17 protein-coding genes are annotated in these 18150 nt (G+C 68.1%); 8 read left to right on the forward strand and 9 right to left on the reverse strand.

The genetic code is table 11. The annotated features are described in order from the left end of the window. Nucleotides 1-118: 118 nt before the first annotated feature. From cydB to AC5P8R_RS17140, 6 genes are all read right to left on the reverse strand, one after another. Nucleotides 119-1132, reverse strand: a complete 1014-nt coding sequence (gene cydB / locus AC5P8R_RS17115; RefSeq protein WP_032960627.1) for a cytochrome d ubiquinol oxidase subunit II — start codon at nt 1130-1132, stop codon at nt 119-121. A 1-nt stretch (nt 1133) separates the two neighbouring features. Beyond that, nucleotides 1134-2531, reverse strand: coding sequence for a cytochrome ubiquinol oxidase subunit I (locus AC5P8R_RS17120; protein WP_495223658.1), 1398 nt, complete (start codon nt 2529-2531; stop codon nt 1134-1136). A gap of 213 nt (nt 2532-2744) precedes the next feature. Next, nucleotides 2745-2960 carry a hypothetical protein gene (locus AC5P8R_RS17125; protein ID WP_014648852.1) on the reverse strand — a complete coding sequence of 72 codons (216 nt, stop codon included), beginning with the start codon at nt 2958-2960 and terminating at the stop codon, nt 2745-2747. Further along, nucleotides 2957-3610, reverse strand: coding sequence for an RNA polymerase sigma factor (locus tag AC5P8R_RS17130; protein WP_495223659.1), 654 nt, complete (start codon nt 3608-3610; stop codon nt 2957-2959). The genes AC5P8R_RS17125 and AC5P8R_RS17130 overlap by 4 nt, the downstream gene beginning before the upstream one ends. 37 nt (nt 3611-3647) lie before the next feature. Then, entirely contained in the window at nt 3648-3977 is a 330-nt protein-coding gene (locus AC5P8R_RS17135; RefSeq protein WP_005414880.1) for a hypothetical protein, read from the reverse strand. Nucleotides 3978-4047: 70 nt separating this feature from the next. Next, nucleotides 4048-4500, reverse strand: coding sequence for a hypothetical protein (locus AC5P8R_RS17140; protein ID WP_014648854.1), 453 nt, complete (start codon nt 4498-4500; stop codon nt 4048-4050). A 161-nt stretch (nt 4501-4661) separates the two neighbouring features. Between AC5P8R_RS17140 and AC5P8R_RS17145 the strand changes: the two genes are divergently transcribed. From AC5P8R_RS17145 to AC5P8R_RS17175, 7 genes are all read left to right on the forward strand, one after another. Beyond that, a complete protein-coding gene (locus tag AC5P8R_RS17145) occupies nt 4662-7031 on the forward strand; it encodes a S9 family peptidase (RefSeq protein ID WP_481453671.1) in 2370 nt (789 codons plus the stop codon). Further along, the gene (locus AC5P8R_RS17150; RefSeq protein WP_069117644.1) at nt 7028-7447 is read left to right on the forward strand and encodes an NUDIX hydrolase; all 420 of its coding nucleotides are present in this window, start codon (nt 7028-7030) and stop codon (nt 7445-7447) included. Before AC5P8R_RS17145 ends, AC5P8R_RS17150 begins: the two co-directional genes overlap by 4 nt. Nucleotides 7448-7477: 30 nt before the next feature. Beyond that, entirely contained in the window at nt 7478-8038 is a 561-nt protein-coding gene (locus AC5P8R_RS17155) for a hypothetical protein (protein ID WP_014648857.1), read from the forward strand. A 137-nt stretch (nt 8039-8175) separates the two neighbouring features. Beyond that, nucleotides 8176-9039, forward strand: coding sequence for a hypothetical protein (locus AC5P8R_RS17160; RefSeq protein WP_495223660.1), 864 nt, complete (start codon nt 8176-8178; stop codon nt 9037-9039). A gap of 37 nt (nt 9040-9076) precedes the next feature. Next, nucleotides 9077-10690, forward strand: coding sequence for a hypothetical protein (locus AC5P8R_RS17165; RefSeq protein WP_495223661.1), 1614 nt, complete (start codon nt 9077-9079; stop codon nt 10688-10690). 53 nt (nt 10691-10743) lie between these two features. Beyond that, nucleotides 10744-11640 carry an oxygen-dependent coproporphyrinogen oxidase gene (gene hemF, locus AC5P8R_RS17170; RefSeq protein WP_032960638.1) on the forward strand — a complete coding sequence of 299 codons (897 nt, stop codon included), beginning with the start codon at nt 10744-10746 and terminating at the stop codon, nt 11638-11640. 96 nt (nt 11641-11736) lie between these two features. Continuing rightward, nucleotides 11737-13257 carry a hypothetical protein gene (locus AC5P8R_RS17175; protein ID WP_495223662.1) on the forward strand — a complete coding sequence of 507 codons (1521 nt, stop codon included), beginning with the start codon at nt 11737-11739 and terminating at the stop codon, nt 13255-13257. Nucleotides 13258-13301: 44 nt separating this feature from the next. On the opposite strand, the gene AC5P8R_RS17180 is transcribed toward AC5P8R_RS17175, so the two are convergent. Together AC5P8R_RS17180 and polA are read right to left on the reverse strand one after the other, a co-directional pair. After that, nucleotides 13302-13781 carry a DUF421 domain-containing protein gene (locus tag AC5P8R_RS17180; RefSeq protein ID WP_014648862.1) on the reverse strand — a complete coding sequence of 160 codons (480 nt, stop codon included), beginning with the start codon at nt 13779-13781 and terminating at the stop codon, nt 13302-13304. A 371-nt stretch (nt 13782-14152) separates the two neighbouring features. Beyond that, on the reverse strand, nt 14153-16927 hold the full coding sequence (polA, locus tag AC5P8R_RS17185; protein WP_111205375.1) for a DNA polymerase I: 2775 nt from the start codon (nt 16925-16927) through the stop codon (nt 14153-14155). 97 nt (nt 16928-17024) lie between these two features. On the opposite strand from polA, the gene AC5P8R_RS17190 reads away from it, so the two are divergent. Next, nucleotides 17025-17309, forward strand: coding sequence for a DUF2782 domain-containing protein (locus AC5P8R_RS17190; protein ID WP_014038952.1), 285 nt, complete (start codon nt 17025-17027; stop codon nt 17307-17309). Nucleotides 17310-17478: 169 nt separating this feature from the next. On the opposite strand, the gene AC5P8R_RS17195 is transcribed toward AC5P8R_RS17190, so the two are convergent. Beyond that, a complete protein-coding gene (locus tag AC5P8R_RS17195; RefSeq protein ID WP_005411629.1) occupies nt 17479-17925 on the reverse strand; it encodes a universal stress protein in 447 nt (148 codons plus the stop codon). Nucleotides 17926-18150 lie beyond the last annotated feature (225 nt).

The raw sequence follows: 18150 nt of genomic DNA on the forward strand, positions 1-18150 counted from the left end.
GCCGGCTGCCCCCCTGGCCGCCGGAAAGGAGCGCACGCTAGCACGTCCTGCGCGGGGTGTGCAGGTTTCACATTCCCCAACGCGGGGGCCGGCACCGGCCGGCCCCGCATTCAAACGATCAGTGGTAACCGGTGTCGGCGTGCACCTTGCCGCGGAACACCCGGTACGACCACGCCGTGTAGCCGAGGATGACCGGCAGCAGAATGACCAGCCCGACCAGGGTGAAGCCCAGCGAGGAGGCCGGCGCGGCGGCCTGCCACAGGGTCATCGACGGCGGCAGCAGGTAGGGCCACATGCCCAGCACCAGGCCAAGGAAGCCGAGCACGAACAGGGCCAGGCTGAGCAGGAACGGCGGCAGGTCGCGGCGCGGATGGGTCGCGCTGCGCCACAGCGCGGCCGCCACCGCCAGGGTCAGCAGCGGGACCGGCGACAGCCACCAGAAGTTGCCGTCGCTGAACCAGCGGTCCATCAACCGCGAATCGAGGAACGGCAGCCAGCTGCTCACCAGGCCCATCGCCGCGATCACCGCCACCACCAGCGGGCGGGTCATCTGCCGCGCCAGCGCCTGCACGCGCCCTTCCGTCTTCAGGATCAGCCAGGTGCTGCCCAGCAGCGCATAGCCGGCCACCAGCGCGGCACCGGTCAGCATCGCGAACGGGCTGAACCAGGCGAACGCGCCGCCCTGGTAGGCACCGTCCACCAGCGGGATGCCCTGCACCAGCGTGCCCAGGATCACGCCCTGGGCAAAGGTGGCCAGCAGCGAGCCCAGGCCGAACCCCACGCTCCACAAGCGGCGCGAACGATGTGCCTTGAAGCGGAACTCGAACGCCACGCCGCGGAACACCAGCGCCACCACCAGCAGCAGCACCGGCAGGTACAGCGCCGACAACAGCACCGCATAGGCTTTCGGGAACGCCGCCAGCAGCCCGGCGCCGCCCAGTACCAGCCAGGTCTCGTTGCCGTCCCAGATCGGCGCGGCGGTGTTCATCATCAGGTCCAGCTGCTCCTCGTCCTCGGCGAACGGGGCCAGGATGCCGATGCCGAGCACGAAGCCGTCCAGCACCACGTACATCAGCACGCCGAAGCCGATCACCGCGAACCACGCCACCGGCAGCCAGGTCATCAGGTCCATGTCAGCGCTCCTCCAGCGGTTCGTCAGCCGCCGACAGCGGGCGTGCCGGCGTATGGCTGCCATGGTCCAGCGACGGCCCCTCGGCATACGGCTGCGGCCCGTGGCGCAGGATCTTCACCAGGTACCAGATGCCCCAGCCGAACACGAAGGCGTAGCCGACCACGTACACTCCCAGCGACAACGCCGTCATCCACGCGCTCTGGGGGCCAACCGCATCGGCGGTGCGCAGCACGCCGTAGACCACCCACGGCTGGCGCCCCATCTCGGTGACGAACCAACCGGACAGCAGCGCGATGAAGCCACTCGGCAGCATCCAGTTCCATCCGCGCAGCAGCCACGGTGAATCCAGCAGCTTCCTGCGCCACAGCTGGAACGCTGACACCCAGGCCAACAGCAGCATCAGCGTGCCCAGCCCGACCATGATGCGGAAGGCGAAGAACACCGGCGTCACCGGCGGCCGCTCGCTGGCCGGTACTGAGGTGAGCGGATCGAAGGTGCCGTCCAGGCTGTGGGTAAGGATCACGCTGCCCAGCTTCGGAATGGCCACTTCGAAATCGTTCCGCTCTTCCTTCTCGTTCGGCAGCGCGAACACCACCAGCGGCACGCCCTCGCCTTCTTTGGTTTCATGCCAGTGCGCCTCCATCGCCGCGATCTTCATCGGCTGGTGCTTGAGCGTGTTCAGGCCATGCATGTCGCCGACGAAGATCTGCACCGGCACGGTCAATGCCGCGAATGCAACGGCGGCGATCAGCATGCGCCGCCCCGCTTCCACGTGCGGGCCCCTGCGCAGGTACCACGCACCGACGCCACCAATCACGAAACAGGTGGTGATGAACGAGCCCAGCGCCATGTGCGCCAGGCGGTACGGGAACGAGGGGTTGAACACCACCTGCCACCAGTCCACCGGATGCACGATGCCGTTGACCATCTCGTAGCCGGCAGGCGTATGCAGCCAGCTGTTGGACGACAGGATCCAGAACGTGGAGAACAACGTGCCCAGCGCCACCATGCAGGTGGACAGGAAATGCAGGCGCGGCGAGACCCGGCCCCAGCCGAACATCATCACGCCGAGGAAGCTGGCTTCCAGGAAGAACGCGGTCAGCACCTCGTAGGTCAGCAGCGGGCCGATGACCGTACCGGCCACCTCGCTCAGCCGCGGCCAGTTGGTGCCGAACTGGAAGGCCATGACGATGCCGCTGACCACGCCCATGCCGAACGACACCGCGAAGATCTTCTGCCAGAAGAAATACAGCTCGCGCCACACGGGCAACTTCGTGCGCAGCCAGCGCCATTCGATGAAGGCCAGCCAGCTGGCCGTGCCGATGGTGAAGGCCGGGAACAGCACGTGGAAACTGATGACGAATCCGAACTGGATCCGGGACAACAACAACGCGTCCAAGGGACGCCTCCTGCCTGCGACCGGTGGGATACCGGACCACTTTAGGAGGATTTCGTTAAGGTGGGATGCGACCGGGTGACGCGCTGCTTCACTTTGTCGCAGGGGTCAACCGTTCTGGTAGCTGCCAGCCTTGGTTGGCACACACGCCCAAACGCCGACCCAGGTCGGCATCTGCCAACGGCGACTGGAACGGCCCACCGCCCGGAGGGCGCCTCAGAGCCAGAAATACCAGGCCGCTGCAGCCAGCAGCGCGCCAAACAACAGCACCTGCACCACCACATAGCCCACGCCACCGTCGCGCGACTCAGCGGCAATGCGCTTCTGCAGCGCCTCGCTCACATCCGGCGTTGCTTCCTGCTGCGCCTGCTCGCGCAACGCCTGTGCCAGCACGCGCGCTTCCGCATCGCGAGGATCGGTGGGTGGGTTCACAGCAGCTCTCCGACAGTGGCATGCCGCGTCAGTTCCTGCTTCAGGACCTGGCGCGCGCGGTGCAGGTGGCTCTTGATGGTACCGCGTGCCAGTCCGGTCACCTGCTCGATCTCGGCCAGATCGAAATCCTCCAGGTAATGCAGGCCGACGATCAGGCGCTGCGGCGCGCTCAGCCGTTCCAGTGCCGCGCCGAGCTGGCGCCCGGCCTGCAGCGCCTCGCTCAACTCGGCGGGCCCGGGGCCTTCATCGCCGATCCCCAGTTCCTCCGGCACCTCCACCGCCACCATCCATTGCGCCTCCAGCCGCCGCCGGCGCAGGTGCTGTAGTGCAGTGGTGTAGGCCACCCGCGAAACCCAGGTACGCAACGAAGATTCAAAGCGGAACCGGTGCAGCTGGCGGAACACGGCCAGGAAGGTTTCCTGCAGCAGGTCAGCCACCTGGTCGCGGTCGCCCACCATGCGTCCGATCACATGCGCGCAGGTGCGCTGCTGGGCTTCAACCAGTTGCGCGAAGGCCGACTGCGAGCCATCGATGATGGCCCGCACCAGGGCCTGGTCCGCGTCCAGCGCTTTGGCGGGAGCCGCCGTCGCCGCCGTATCCTCGCGGCGACGGCCCCGCAGTGCCGACAGCGCTTCGCCGAGCAGGCTCATGCGCGGGGCGCCCCCTGTGCCCGTGGCATGCGCCGGCTCAGCCCTTGCGTGCGGCAGGACGGGTGAAGTGCCAGGCCAGCAGCTGGCCCAGGCCGGCACTGCCGACCAGCGCGGCAGCGGCACCGAAGGTCAGGTCACGCGCACCGATGGCCTCCAGCAGGGCCATGGCCAGGGCCAGGCAGACCAGGCTGATGCCCCAGCGCAACGCCCCCTGGCGGCGCCGCTCTTCTTCCAGCACGGCCAGCGAGCGGATCACTTCCTCCGGCACGTGCGGGGCCACCAGCTTGCTGCGCGCGCGCGCATCGGCAATGGCATGGATCGCGTAGGCGATGCAGATGAAGAGGGTGATCGGGATCAGTTCCTGCATGGTCGGGCTCCTGTTCGATGGATGATGCGGGTTCAGGAGAATGGATGCGCGACCACGGCAACCGGTTGCACTAGCTGCCTGCCACCTCGTCGCTGGCGCCGGGCGTGTCCGCCGGGTCCGGGAAATAGGTCTCCACCTGGAAACCCAGCTGCAGGTCCGCCAACAGTCGCAGCAACTGCTGATCCAGCACAAAACCCGCCCATGCGGTCTTTCCAAAGATGCCGACACGCACGCCGATCGAAGCCCCCTCCTGCAGCAGTTCCCCGATCACATCGGCGCGTGCCCGCAGGAGATCGACCAACGCCGGCCAGGCGTCCATCAGCCAGCCGTCCTTGCCCCTCTCCAGTACGAACACCACGCGGGTCTCCGCATGCCCGCTGATCAGGCTGCCGTCGCGATCCCGGTATCCGGTTCCGACGTCTCGGGAAAACGCCGGTTCCAGATCCAGCCGGGCGGCAATCCCGGCGCCGGCCTCTGTTGGGTGCTGCACGCGCAGCGAAATCCTGTAGTCGTAGCAGTACATATCGGTTCCATCCGAACGGAATGGCCATCATGCCGCACACGCCGTCGCAGCGACCTGGAGGGGGCCATTTTGCCGATTCCGCTGCCATGACCTGTGGCCCCTGCCCCGGGCCCGTGCGGCTGCTACGCTTGCCCGGTTTCCTCTACTGGTGCCGTCCGCCCATGTCCCGAGTGCTGCCCCTGTCCCTCCTGCTGTCGGCCGTGCTGGCCGCACCGGCTGCGCATGCCGCGCCGACGCCGATCACCATCGAACAGGCCATGGCCGACCCGGACTGGATCGGTCCGCCGGTCGAGAAGGCCTGGTGGTCGTGGAACAGCCAGCAGGTGGAGTACCAGCTCAAGCGCAACGGCAGCCCGGTACGCGATACCTTCCGCCAGCCGGTGGCCGGTGGCGTGGCCGCGCAGGTGGCCGATGACCAGCGCGGCACCCTGGACGTGGCCGAGCCGGTCTACGACCGCAGCCGCAGCCGCAGCGCCTTCGTGCGCAATGGCGATGTGTTCGTGCGCGACCTGCGCAGCGGCGCGCTGACCCAGCTCACCCGCAGCAACGAGCGCGCGGGCAACGTGAACTTTGCCGCCGACAACGGCGTGATCTGGCGCGTCGGCCAGAACTGGTTCCACTGGACCGCCGCCAGCGGCGTGCAGCAGGTGGCCAGCCTGAAGGCCGAGAAGGACCCGCGTACGCCACCGAAGGCCGACGTGCTGCGCGACCAGCAGCTGCGCACGCTGGAAACCCTGCGCCGCGACCGCGAGCAGCGCGAGGCATTGAAGGACCAGGACCAGCGCTGGCGCCAGGCCGACCCGACCCGCGCACCGGGCCCGGTCTACCTGGGCGCCGACGTCGAGATCGGTGACAGCGTGCTGTCGCCGGACCTGACCCACCTGATTGTGGTGACCAAGCCGAAGGACTTCGACGACGGCCGCACCAGCAAGATGCCGCTGTACGTGACCGAGTCGGGCTACGAGGAAACCGAGGACACCCGCACCCGCGTCGGCCGCAACGGCTTCGAGCCACACACCCTGTGGTACGTGGACGTGCGCACCGGCAAGGCCGAGAAAGTCTCGCTGTCCAGCCTGCCGGGCATCAGCACCGACCCGCTGGCCGAGCTGCGCCGCAAGGCCGGCAAGGATGCGCTGAAGGGCGAGCGCAGCGTGCAGGTGATGAGCGACTTCATGGGCGGCGGCATCCGCTGGAGCGCCGACGGCCAGCAGGCCGCGGTGATGCTGCGTGCCAACGACAACAAGGACCGCTGGATCATCAGCGTCAATGCCGCCGACGGTCGCGTGCAGAACCGCCACCGCCTGACCGACAACGCCTGGATCAACTGGGGCTTCAACGATTTCGGCTGGATGGCCGATGGCCGCACGCTGTGGCTGCTGTCCGAGGAATCGGGCTTCTCGCACCTGTACACCCAGGCCGGCACCGCCAAGCCGCAGGCGCTGACCAGCGGCAAGTGGGAAACCTCGGCACCGGTGCCGTCGGCTGATGGCAAGGGCTTCTATTTCCTGTGCAACCAGCAGGCGCCGCATGACTACGAAGTCTGCGCGGTCGACACCGGCAACCGCCAGGTACGCGAGCTGACCAGCCTCAATGGCGTGGAAGACTTCTCGCTGTCGCCGGATGGCCAGCAGCTGCTGGTGCGTTACTCCGGTGCCTACCTGCCGCCGCAGCTGGCGGTGCTGCCCAGCACCGGCGGCCAGGCACGCGTGCTGACCGACACCCGCACCGCCGACTACAAGGCACGCCAGTGGATCCAGCCGAAGCTGGTCGCGGTACCGTCCAGGCACGGTGCGGGCGTGGTCTGGGCCAAGTACTACGAGCCGGAAAACAAGGAACCGGGGAAGAAGTACCCGATCGTGATGTTCGTGCACGGCGCCGGCTACCTGCAGAACGTGCACCAGCGCTACCCGGCCTACTTCCGCGAGCAGATGTTCCACAACCTGCTGGTGCAGAAGGGCTACATCGTGCTGGACATGGATTACCGCGGCAGCGAGGGCTACGGCCGCGACTGGCGCACGGCCATCTACCGCAACATGGGCCACCCGGAACTTGAAGACTACAAGGATGGCCTGGACTGGCTGGTCGACACCCAGCAGGGCGACCGTGACCACGCCGGCATCTACGGCGGCTCCTACGGCGGCTTCATGACCTTCATGGCGCTGTTCCGTGCACCGGGCACGTTCAAGGCCGGCGCCGCGCTGCGCCCGGTGGTCGACTGGCACAACTACAACCACGGCTACACCAGCAACATCCTCAACACCCCGGACATCGATCCGGAGGCGTACCGCGTGTCCTCGCCGATCGAGTACGCGCAGAACCTGCAGGACAACCTGCTGATCGCCCACGGCATGATGGATGACAACGTGTTCTTCCAGGACTCGGTGAACCTGACCCAGCGCCTGATCGAACTGCACAAGGACAACTGGTCGATCGCACCGTACCCGCTGGAACGCCACGGCTACGTGCGTGCCGATTCCTGGCTGGACCAGTACAAGCGCATCCTCAAGCTGTTCGAGCAGAACCTGAAGTGAGCAACGCCGCGGGCACGATCCGGATCGTGGCCGCGGTCATCCTGGATGACCGCGGCCGGGCACTGCTGGTGCGCAAGCACGGTGCCCGCCGCTTCATCCAGCCCGGTGGCAAGCCAGAACCCGGCGAAGCACCGTTGCAGGCGCTGGCGCGCGAGCTGGACGAAGAACTGGGCGTACGGCTGTGCGCCGATGCTGCCATCGCGCTGGGCACCTTCGAGGACTGGGCGGTGAACGAGCCCGGCCACCGCGTGCAGGCCCAGGCGTGGTGGGTGCAGGTGGACGGCACGCCGCAGGCGCGCGCCGAAATTGCCGAACTGGCCTGGGTGCCGCTGCAACCACCGCATGGCCTGCCCTTGGCACCCTTGAGCGAACACCATATCCTGCCGGCGGTCGCCACCCGGGTGACGGCCCGCTGAGCAGGCGGGCGCCGACTGCAAGGACATCGGATGTCAGTGCCGCTCCCGCCGCTTCCCACCCGCACCACGCCACCCGCTCACGCCTGGGTGCGCCCGATGGCGCAGGCGTCGTTCTGGCTGTGCCTGCTGCTGACGCTCTACTTCGTGCTGCAGGCGCTGCTGTTGTGGCCACTGCACGGCACCCCGCTGTGGCAGTCGCTCGCCGGAATGGCGCAGGCGCACCGGGTGCACAGCGTCACCTGGCTGCTGGCCCACCCGGTGGGCGCCTCGATGATCATCGCGCTGGCCTGCCTGGTCTCGACCGCAGCCAGCTGGGGCCTGCTGCGCGAACGCCGCTGGGGCCTGTGGGGCTTCGTGGCGCTGTTGCTGCTGAGCGCACTGGCCAACTTCGCGATCGCCTGGTGGCTGGACGCGTGCATGCGCGATCTCATCGCACTGCTGGCCGATGACCCGGCCCTGCAGCAGGAGCTGCAGCCGCGGCGCTGGATGGTCACCTTCATCGTGGTCGGTACCTCGATCCTGTTCCTCGGCCTGCAGGGCTGGCTGGCCTGGCGCCTGTTGAGGCCGGACATCCGCTCGCGCTTCCGCTGAGCCCCATCCGATTCCCGCTGGACAAGGACCGTCGCATGCGCGTGCTGACCCTGCTCCCCGCACTGCTGCTGTTCGCCGCGCAACCTGCGTCCGCCGACGCGTTGCGATGTGGCGAGTACCGCAGCACCGAGGGCGCCATGGCGCTGGTGTTCGAATCATCCGCTGCCGGTTATCGCGCTCTGGAAGGCCAGGAACACGCGCCTGTGCGCATCGACCGCAGCGGCGGCGATCTGCGCCTGGTATTTCTCGACGACGGTGTATCCACCGCCATCAGCGTGGCTGCTGACGGGGCGCATATCAACGACGGCATGACCGACTTCGAGTTGCATCGACCCCAGGCCTGCCAGCGCGCCCCTGCGCCCGTCACCGACGGCTGCCTGGGCCAACCTGCGCTGTGCATTGCGCGGCTCGCGGATGCGCCGCCGGAACAGGCGCAACGCGCGTGCGAGGAAAGCGTCGGCGCCGGGTGCTCGGCGCTGTTGCGCCACTTTCTCGCTGCACCCGCCGCCGCAGCCGGGCAGCAGGACGCGCCATTGCCTGCCGCGCAGCGCACCACGCTGCAGCGGCTCTGCCTGCACCAGCGCGGTGGTCGCTTCTGCACCGAGGTTGCCGAGCAGCAGTTGATCGCGCTGGAACCCGCGCTGGCCGTGCAGGCGCTGCAGGTGGTCTGCGATGCTGGGCGCGCCAGTGCCTGCGAACGTAGTGCGCCATTGCGTGAACTCGGCACCGATCTACGCCTCGTGCCTCTCCAGCAAGTGCCCTGTGGCCGCTATCAGGCCGATGGCGGCGCGATCGACAGGCTCGACTTCGGCGATGGCACGCGCGGCCGACTGGAAGACGGCGCCATCCACCTTCAGCAGGACGGCGAAACCCTTGTCCTGCGCCAGCTGGGCAACGGCGATCTGCTTGGCATGGATACGCAGACCGGTTACCAGCGCTACCAGCCGGTGCCCGGCACGGCACAATGCACGCCCCCGCGCGAGGGCCGTGGTTCGCCGTAGCGCCTGGAGTTTCCCGTTCGATCGTCAAGGAGACGACATGCATTCACCCGCACCGCGCCGCCGCTGGCTGGTCTGGGCGCTGCTGCTGGCCGCGCCGATGGCCGCCGCACAGTCACCGCAATGCGGCCTGTTCAAGGCCGACGAAGGCAGCAGCACGCTGCGCATCAGCTCACCGAACCGCGGCGAGCAGAAGCACTTCGGCAGTGCGCCGTCTCCGGTCGCGTTCCAGCAGATCGACGGAAAGCTGCAACTGGTGAATCTGGAGTACGGCCTGCCCAGCGCGTTGCAGGTGCGCGATCGTGGCCGCACGGTCGAGGTGGATGGCACGGTCTACATCCTGCAGGCCCCCGCACAGTGCGCCGCCGCAGCCAGGCCGGCTGAAGGCAGCTGCCTGGCCGATGCGGCGGCGTGCCTGGACAACCGCCGTGAAGCGCCCCCGGCCGCGCTGGAAGCAGGGTGCCGGGAAGGCGTGCCCGGCATGTGCCTGCAGCTGGCCGATCGCTGGCATGACGAGGCCAGGGCGCCGGCCACGCCGGATGAGGCGCAGCAACAGGCCATCCTCGATACCGCACTGGCCGGCATCGAACTGCCTGTGCCGTGCCGGAATGGCGGCTTCAGCAACGAGACACCGGCCTGTGCAGCGGCGCTGGAAGCGGATCCGGCGCTGCAGGAGCAGATCGTCAAGGCCGCGATGGGTGCGGCGATGGTCGAAGCCGTGAGCTCCGTGCTGTCACCCTCCACGCCGGTGGTGGTGCCGGCCGCGCAGCGCCAGCAGCTGTTGCAGTTGTGCCAGCAGGTCGGCCATGGCGGCTTCTGCAGCCGCGTGGCCGAGCTCTCGTGGGAATCCGGCGACCCCTTGCAGGCGGTGCAGGCACTGACCACAGCGTGCGCGCCCGGTAAGGAAAGCGCCGCCTGCGAGCGCCTGCCCGCATTGCAGGCGCTGGGCGCCTCGTTGCGGCCGCAGCCGGCTACGGCGCTGCCCTGCGGCACCTTCCGCGCCGCAGGTGGCCTGATGGATACGCTGGACTTCGGCGATGCAGGACGGGTCGGCATCGGCTGGGACAGCCAACTGCGTGCTCGTGTCGAAGACGGCGACATCCGCATCCGCCACGACAAGGGCGGCGACTTCGTGCTGCGGCCGTTGCCCGGGGGCCAGCTGCTGGGCCTGGACACGTGGACACGCTTCCAGGTGTTCGTGCCGACCGGCGAGGGCGCGAGCACCTGCAGCCCGCCGAAACACTACACGGTGCTGCCGCTGCCTCAGGACTGCCCGCAGGCGCTGGCCAGCGGCGGTGCCGAAGCCTGCTGCGCGCAGGGTAAGCTGCAGGGCTGCAACATTCTTGGCAACCGTCTTGCGCTGTCCGGCCAGTGGCGGCAGGCGGCAGAGCACTACACCACCGTGTGCCGTGCCGGCGTGCGCGAGGGCTGCGAAAACCTGGTCGCAGCGCAGGGCCGCAGCAGCGACATCGACGCCCATGCGACGCTGGAGCGGCTGTGTGCCGCCGACCGCAGCGGGCGCCACGTCGCCTGCGACGTGCTGGACACCGGAAACTGGAGCGCCCTGGAGCTGGGCCGTGTCCTGCAGGAGGCGGTGGACGAAGCGACGGCCGAGGACACTCCGGCGCCGCGCGCTTCCAACCGCAAGCGATGAGCCGGCCAAGGCCTGCCCGCAGCTTCGGGCGGGCCCTGCGGTAAAGTAGCGCCATGAACGAATTCGAGCGCGTGCGCACCTACCTCACCGACCTGCAGGACCGCATCTGTGCGGCGATCGAGGCCGTCGATGGCCAGGCCCGCTTCCAGGAAGACCTGTGGCAGCGGGCCGAGGGCGGTGGCGGGCGTACCCGCGTGCTGCGCGACGGCGCGGTGTTCGAGCAGGCCGGCATCGGCTTCTCCGACGTGGCCGGCAGCCGCCTGCCGCCGTCGGCCTCGGCCAACCGCCCGGAACTGGCCGGCGCCTCCTGGCGCGCCACCGGCGTGTCGCTGGTGTTCCACCCGCTCAATCCCTACGTGCCGACCACCCATGCCAACGTGCGCTTCTTCCAGGCGCAGCGCGACGGCGAAGTGGTGGCCAGCTGGTTCGGCGGCGGCTTCGATCTGACTCCGTTCTACCCGTTCGACGAGGACGTGCAGCATTGGCACCGGGTCGCACGCAACCTGTGCACGCCGTTCGGCGACGAGCGCTATGCCGCGCACAAGCGCTGGTGCGATGAATACTTCTTCCTGCGCCACCGCAATGAAACGCGCGGCGTCGGCGGCCTGTTCTTCGATGACCTGCACGGCGATTTCGAGCGCGATTTCGCTTATCTGCGTGCGGTCGGTGATGGCTTCCTCGACGCCTACCTGCCGATCGTGCAGCAGCGCAAGGACGCCGCATATGGCGAGCGCGAACGCGAGTTCCAGCTGTACCGCCGCGGCCGCTACGTGGAGTTCAACCTGGTCTACGACCGCGGCACCCTGTTCGGGCTGCAGAGCGGTGGCCGCAGCGAAAGCATCCTGATGAGCCTGCCGCCGCGGGTGCGCTGGGAGTACGGCTTCACCCCGGAAGCGGGCAGCGCCGAGGCGCGCCTGGCCGACTACCTGGTGCCACGCGACTGGCTCTGATCGTCCGGCGCCACGCCTGATCCGTGGCGCCTTCTTACGCCTGTGGTGCGCCCCGCGCCGGACAGGCCCTGCACTGCCTCCTTCAAGGATGACCCCATGCCTGCTGCTGTTCCCTTCCGCCCCCGCGCCGCGGGCTGGCGCTCCCTGCTGTTGCTTGCATTGGCCTCGGCCAGCCTGCCGGCCGCCGCGCAATCGATGGCCTGCGGTACCTACAAGGACGTCGACGGCAACACCACGCTGACCATCGAAAGTGAAGGCCATGGTTTCCTGTCCGGCCCCTACCAAGCCACCGAGCAGCTGCGCATCGCCCGCCAGGAGGACGTGCTCGGCACCGGCAACCTGTCCACCGGCCGCCTGGAAAACTGGTACTTCTCGGACAACGATCGCACGATCAGCACCCCCTATCGCGAATTCACCCGCGAGCACACCGCCGTCTGCAAGACGATGCCGGAGCCCATCGAGGGCGGCTGCGTAATGAACACCTCCGAGTGCCTGGAGGCGTTGCCGGAAGCCGAACCGCTGAAGCTGCATGCCTGGTGCGCCGAAGGCGTGGGCGCGGCCTGCCTGCAGCTGCTGGAGACCTACCAGCGGCAGGCCAAGGACGCAGCGCCGGCGCCTGCACGTTCCGAGCCGCCGATGCCGGAGATCTGCAAGGAGGATTCGGCGTCGTTCAATGCCCAGGGCTGCAGGGCGATCGCCGAGGTGGTCGGCGCCGAGATGATGGGCAAGGCCGTGCTCGGCCTGCAGCATTCGAACGACCCTGTCTTGCCGACCGCACAGCTCGATGAACTGGCCGCACTGTGCCGGCAGCAGCACGGCGAGGCGTTCTGCGCCGACGTTGCCGAGGCGCTGTGGAGTGGTGGGCGCCTGTTGCAGGCCCATGAGGCGCTGCAGCTGTCGTGCGCCCAGCGCGCGGAGGGCGTGGCCTGCGGCCGCGCCGAGGCGCTTGCCCGACTGGCCTCGGTACCGGCCGCTGCACTGGCCCCGGTGCCGGCTTCCGCGCTGCCCTGTGGGGGCTATGAAGCGGAGTACGGCGTGCTCTCGCAGCTGCGCTTCCTCGATGGTGGCCTGGTGGAAGCCGGGGGCCGCGACCAGCGCCTGCGCGCGAGCCTGCAGGACGGGCGCATCCTCATCCATCGCGACGTCGGCAGCGACTTCGTACTGCAGCCGCTGAAGAACGGAAACCTGGCCAGCGTCGACGGCGGCAACCGCTTCGCCTACTACGAGCGCAAGCCGGGCTCAGGCAATGCCAGCTGCGCACCGCCGGTGGCCTTCGTGGAGATCCCCCTGCCGCTGGACTGCCCGACCCTGGACCGCAAGGACGGCGCCAAGGCCTGCTGCACCGATGGCAAGCTGCTGGGCTGCAAGGTTGCCGGCGAGGCACTGTTCAAAAACGAACAATGGGCCGCATCGCTGTCCTACTTCCAGACGCTGTGCAGCGCGGGTGTGCGCGAAGGTTGCCTGGCAATGGCCGCGGTGTATGCGCATACTGCGGATCCGAAGATTCCGCAGGCCATGGCGGCGATCTGCGCGAAGGACGCCAAGGGCACCCACGTCGCCTGCGATGTGGACGCGACGCGCAACTGGCCGGCGCTGAAGGCTGAAGCCGCTCCCTGAGGCCAGGCACCTGTTGAGCCGGGCATGGGCCCGGCGCTACGAGGTCAGGTGCTCTTCCGCGCGATGATCGTGATGTGCCCGGTCGTCTCCAGCAGGGCGATCTGCACGTCCTCGATCCGCAGGCCGCCCTGTTGGCGCAGCGCGGCATCGAAATCGGCCCGGCTGATCAGTTCGCGGCGGAGAACGCCCTCCAACAGCCGGCCATCACGCGCGATCACGGTGGGCTCTCCTTCGATCATCCGCTCCATGCGCCGATTCCGGGTGGTCAACCAGCCCACCCCGTAGTTCAGCACGATCAGGGTGGCCGCCAGCAGCAGGCCACCGCCCAGCGAGGTGTCGGTGCCCAGCAGCGCGTTCTGCACCGCGTTGCCCAGCAGCACGATCAGCAGCACGTCGAAAGGCGTGATCTGCCCCAGAGCCCGCTTGCCGCCCAGCCGGACCATGCCCAGCACCACGACATAGACCACCACCGCGCGCAGGATGAATTCCCACCACGGCATGGCCAGGGCGAACAGGTCGGGCATGTGGTCTTCCCCTGCAGAACGGTGGCCCAGCCTAGCACCTGGGGTCAGATCCCTTTGCCCGGCGGGCAAAGGGATCTGACCCCCAGTGTGTGTTCCGTTGGCGCAAATAAAAAGCCCCGCTGACCAGGGGGAGGTCAACGGGGCCGGGGAACGGGCACTTGGGGAGGAGTCCCCGTTCCGAGATCTGCTCCAGGGGATGGGAGAGATCCACAACAGGCGTTGCGCCTGTCGGGAGTTATAGAAGCACTTCGAACACTAACGGTTCGTGAAGGGGCCCCATTTAATGAATTTCAATAGGGGCAACATTCATGGTCGAGTCAGAAACACCCGACTCATGAACAAATTCACGTCGTTTTCGGCCTGAAACACCGTCAGTGCGCTTCGTCCCAGTTGTTGCCGACGCCCGTGTCGACCACCAGTGGCACCCGCAGTTTGGCCGCTTGCGACATGCGCTCCACCACCTGCAAACGCAGGTCCTCGACGAAACTGCTTTCGGTTTCGAACACCAGTTCATCGTGCACCTGCAGGATCATCCGTGCCGGCGCCCCGCTGTCACGCAGCCACTGGTCCACATCCACCATCGCGCGCTTGATGATGTCGGCGGCAGTGCCCTGCATCGGCGCGTTGATCGCCGCGCGTTCAGCACCGGCACGCAGGCCCTGGTTGCGGGCGTGGATGTCGTTCAGGTACAGGCGACGGCCGAACAGGGTTTCCACGTAGCCCTGGTCACGAGCCTGCTGGCGCATCCGCTCCATGAAGTCGCGCACGCCCGGGTAGCGGCTGAAGTACAGCGCCACGTAGTCCTGCGCCTGGCCACGGTCGATGCCCAGGTTGCGGGCCAGGCCGAAGGCGCTCATGCCGTACATCAGGCCGAAGTTGATGGCCTTGGCGGCGCGGCGCTCGTTCGGGGTCACTTCCTCCAGCGTGCGCCCGAACACCTCGGCGGCGGTGGCACGGTGTACGTCGGCGCCCTGCTCGAAGGCACGCACCAGGCCCGGGTCCTCGGACAGGTGGGCCATGATCCGCAGTTCGATCTGCGAATAGTCGGCCGCCAGCAGCTGGAAGCCTTCCGGGGCGATGAACGCGCGGCGGATGCGGCGGCCGTCCTCGGTGCGGATCGGGATGTTCTGCAGGTTCGGGTCCGACGAGGACAGGCGGCCGGTGGCGGCACCGGACTGGTGGTAGCTGGTATGCACCCGGCCGGTGTCCGGGTTGACCATCTCCGGCAGCTTGTCGGTGTAGGTGCTGCGCAGCTTGGCCAACCCACGGTAGTCCAGGATCACCCGCGGCAGCTCATGCTGGTCGGCAATCGCCTCCAGCGCCTCTTCATTGGTGCTGGGCTGGCCCTTCGGGGTCTTCACCACCGCCGGCAGCTTCAGCTCGTCGAACAGCACCGCCTGCAGCTGCTTGGGCGAATCCAGGTTGAAGCTGCGCCCGGCCAGCTCGGTGGCCTTCTGCTGCGCGGCCAGCATGCGCGAGGACAGGTCCTGGCTCTGCCGGCGCAGTTCGTCGGTGTCGATCCGCACGCCATTGGCTTCAATGCTGGCCAGCACCGGCACCAGCGGCATCTCGATGTTGCGGTACACGCTGTCCAGCGCCGGCTCGGCCAGCAGCTGCGGCTGCAATGCGTGGTGCAGGCGCAGGGTGATGTCGGCGTCCTCGGCGGCGTAGCGGCTGGCTTCGTCGATGCCCACCTGCGAGAACGGGATCTGCTTGGCGCCCTTGCCGGCCACGTCCTCGAACTTGATGGTGCTGTAGCCCAGGTAACGCAGCGCCAGCGAATCCATGTCGTGGCGGGTGGCGGTGGAATTGAGCACGAAGCTCTCGAGCATGGTGTCGTCGTGGTAGCCCTGCACCGCCACGCCGTGGCGGCGCAGCACATGCAGGTCGTACTTGCCATGCTGGCCCAGCTTCTTCTTCGCCGGGTCCTGCAGCGCCGGGCGCAGTGCGTCCAGCACCTGCTGCATGGGCAGCTGGGCCGGCGCACCCGGGTAATCGTGGCCGACCGGAATGTACGCCGCCCTGCCCGGCTCGACGGCCAGGCTGATGCCCACCAGGCGCGCGCGCATCGCGTCCAGCGCATCGGTCTCGGTATCGAAGCTGATCAGTTCGGCCTGCTGCAGGCGTTCGACCCAGGCCTGCAGCTGCTCGGCGGTCAGCACGGTCTCGTACTCACCCGGCGCGGACAGTGCCGGATCCAGCGTGCCAGCGGCGGGCGCCTCGACGCTGCCACGGGCGAAGCCAGCGGCGGTGCCACGCAGGCTCGGGGTCGCCTCGCTGGCGGCCACCGGTGCCGGCACCGGCGCGCCCAGCTCCTTCAGCGCCTGGGTGAAGCCATAGCGCGTATACAGCTCGGTCAGCGCCGGCACATCCTGCTCGCGCAGGGCCAGCGTGGTCGGGCTGGCGTCCAGCTGCACGTCGGTACGGATGGTCACCAGCTCGCGGTTCAGCGGCAGCCGCTCCAGCGCGGCGCGCAGGTTCTCGCCGATCTTGCCCTTCATGGCCGGCGCGGCCGCCATCACGCCGTCCAGGTGCTGGTACTCGGCCAGCCACTTGGCGGCGGTCTTCGGCCCGCACTTCTCCACGCCCGGCACGTTGTCGACCGCGTCGCCCATCAGCGCCAGCAGGTCGATGATCTGGTCGGCGCGCACGCCGAACTTCTCCATCACCGCCGCATCCGAATCCATGCGGCTGCCGGTCATGGTGTTGACCAGCTCGATGCCCGGGCGCACCAGCTGGGCGAAGTCCTTGTCGCCGGTGGAAATGGTCACCTTCAGGTCCTGCGCCAGGCCCTGAAGGGCCAGCGTGCCGATCACATCGTCGGCCTCCACGCCGGGGATGCGCAGGATGCTGATGCCCAGCGCTTCGACGATGCGGCACATCGGCTCGACCTGGCTGCGCAGCTCATCGGGCATCGGCGGGCGGTTGGCCTTGTACTGGTCGTACAGGTCGTCACGGAAGGTCTTGCCCGGCGCGTCGACCACGAACGCCACGTAGGCCGGGCGCTCCTTCAGCGTCGAACGCAGCATGTTGACCACGCCGAACAGCGCGCCGGTGGGTTCACCCTGTGCATTGGACAGGGGCGGCAGCGCGTGGAACGCGCGGTACAGGTAACTGGACCCGTCGATCAGGACTAATCTGCTCATGTGCCGATTCTACGCGCCCGTGCCTGCACCGCGGCGACACGGCCCGTACACCGCGATGGGGCATAATCAGGGCTCTTTCCAGGCAAAGGCCCCGCCGATGAAGACCCTGATGCTGGCTTCCCTGCTCCTGCTCGCTGGCTGCGCCAGCATGGGTGGCGCGGGCGCTCCCCCGGTGGACGTCAAGGGCGCGGATGTATCCAAGCGCACCATGGACAACGGTGACACCATCGAGGAATACCGCGTGTCCGGCCAGCTGCGCATGGTCAAGGTGACCCCGTCGCGCGGTGCCCCGTTCTACATGTACGACAAGAACGGCGACGGCCGCATGGACAACGACAAGGACGGCGTGTCGCCGGTCTACTGGAAGCTGTACAGCTGGTGAGGTGACCGGGGTTGTGACCGGGGTCGGATCCCTTTCCACAGGAAAGGGCTCTGACCCCCTCAGGGCCACCGGCACGGCCCCGATCCCCCCACAAAAAACAACGCCGGCGCGCATCCTGCGGCCGGCGTCGGGTCCCCTCCCCGGGAACGCTTGAATCAGCGGGTATGGATCAGCGGATGACCAGCACCGGCAGCGTGCTGCGCGCCAGCACCTCGGCGGTCTGGCTGCCCAGCAGTACACGGGTCACGCCGCGGCGGCCGTGCGAGGTCATCACGATCAGGTCGCTGTTGCGCTCGCCGGCGGTCTCGATGATGCCGTCGGCCGCATAGCGGTCCAGCACGTGCACCGGGTTGGCGGTGATGCCCTGCTCGGCGGCCTTGGCCAGCGCCGGCTGCAGCACCTTCTGCGCGCCTTCCTCGCGGTCGGCCTTGTATTCGGGGCTGTTCATGTAGCCCACGCTCCAGCCCATGGCGTCGTACATGCCGACGGCCCACGGCTCGGAAACAGTGACGATATCGACCTCGGCGTTAAGGTCCTTGGCCAGCTCCAAGCCCTTGGCCAGGCCCTTGTCGGCCAGTTCGGACCCGTCAGTGGCAATCAGGATGCGCTTGTACATGGTGGGGCTCCGTGGCGGTCTGCCGGATGGGAACGACACCATTGCACACCGTATGTGCAGGCGGCGCCTTGAGCAGGATCAATCCGGCGCCGCGCAGCGGCGTGTGCGCACCGTCACGTGGTCCGGGGGACAGGCTCGGCCCGCCCTCTTCTGTAGAGCCGAGCCCGTGCTCGGCTGCTTCTGGCGGGAAAAGCAGCGGAGCATGGGCTATGCCGGTCGTCCTGA

Source organism: Stenotrophomonas sp. YJH_SMC_73, assembly GCF_059370155.1.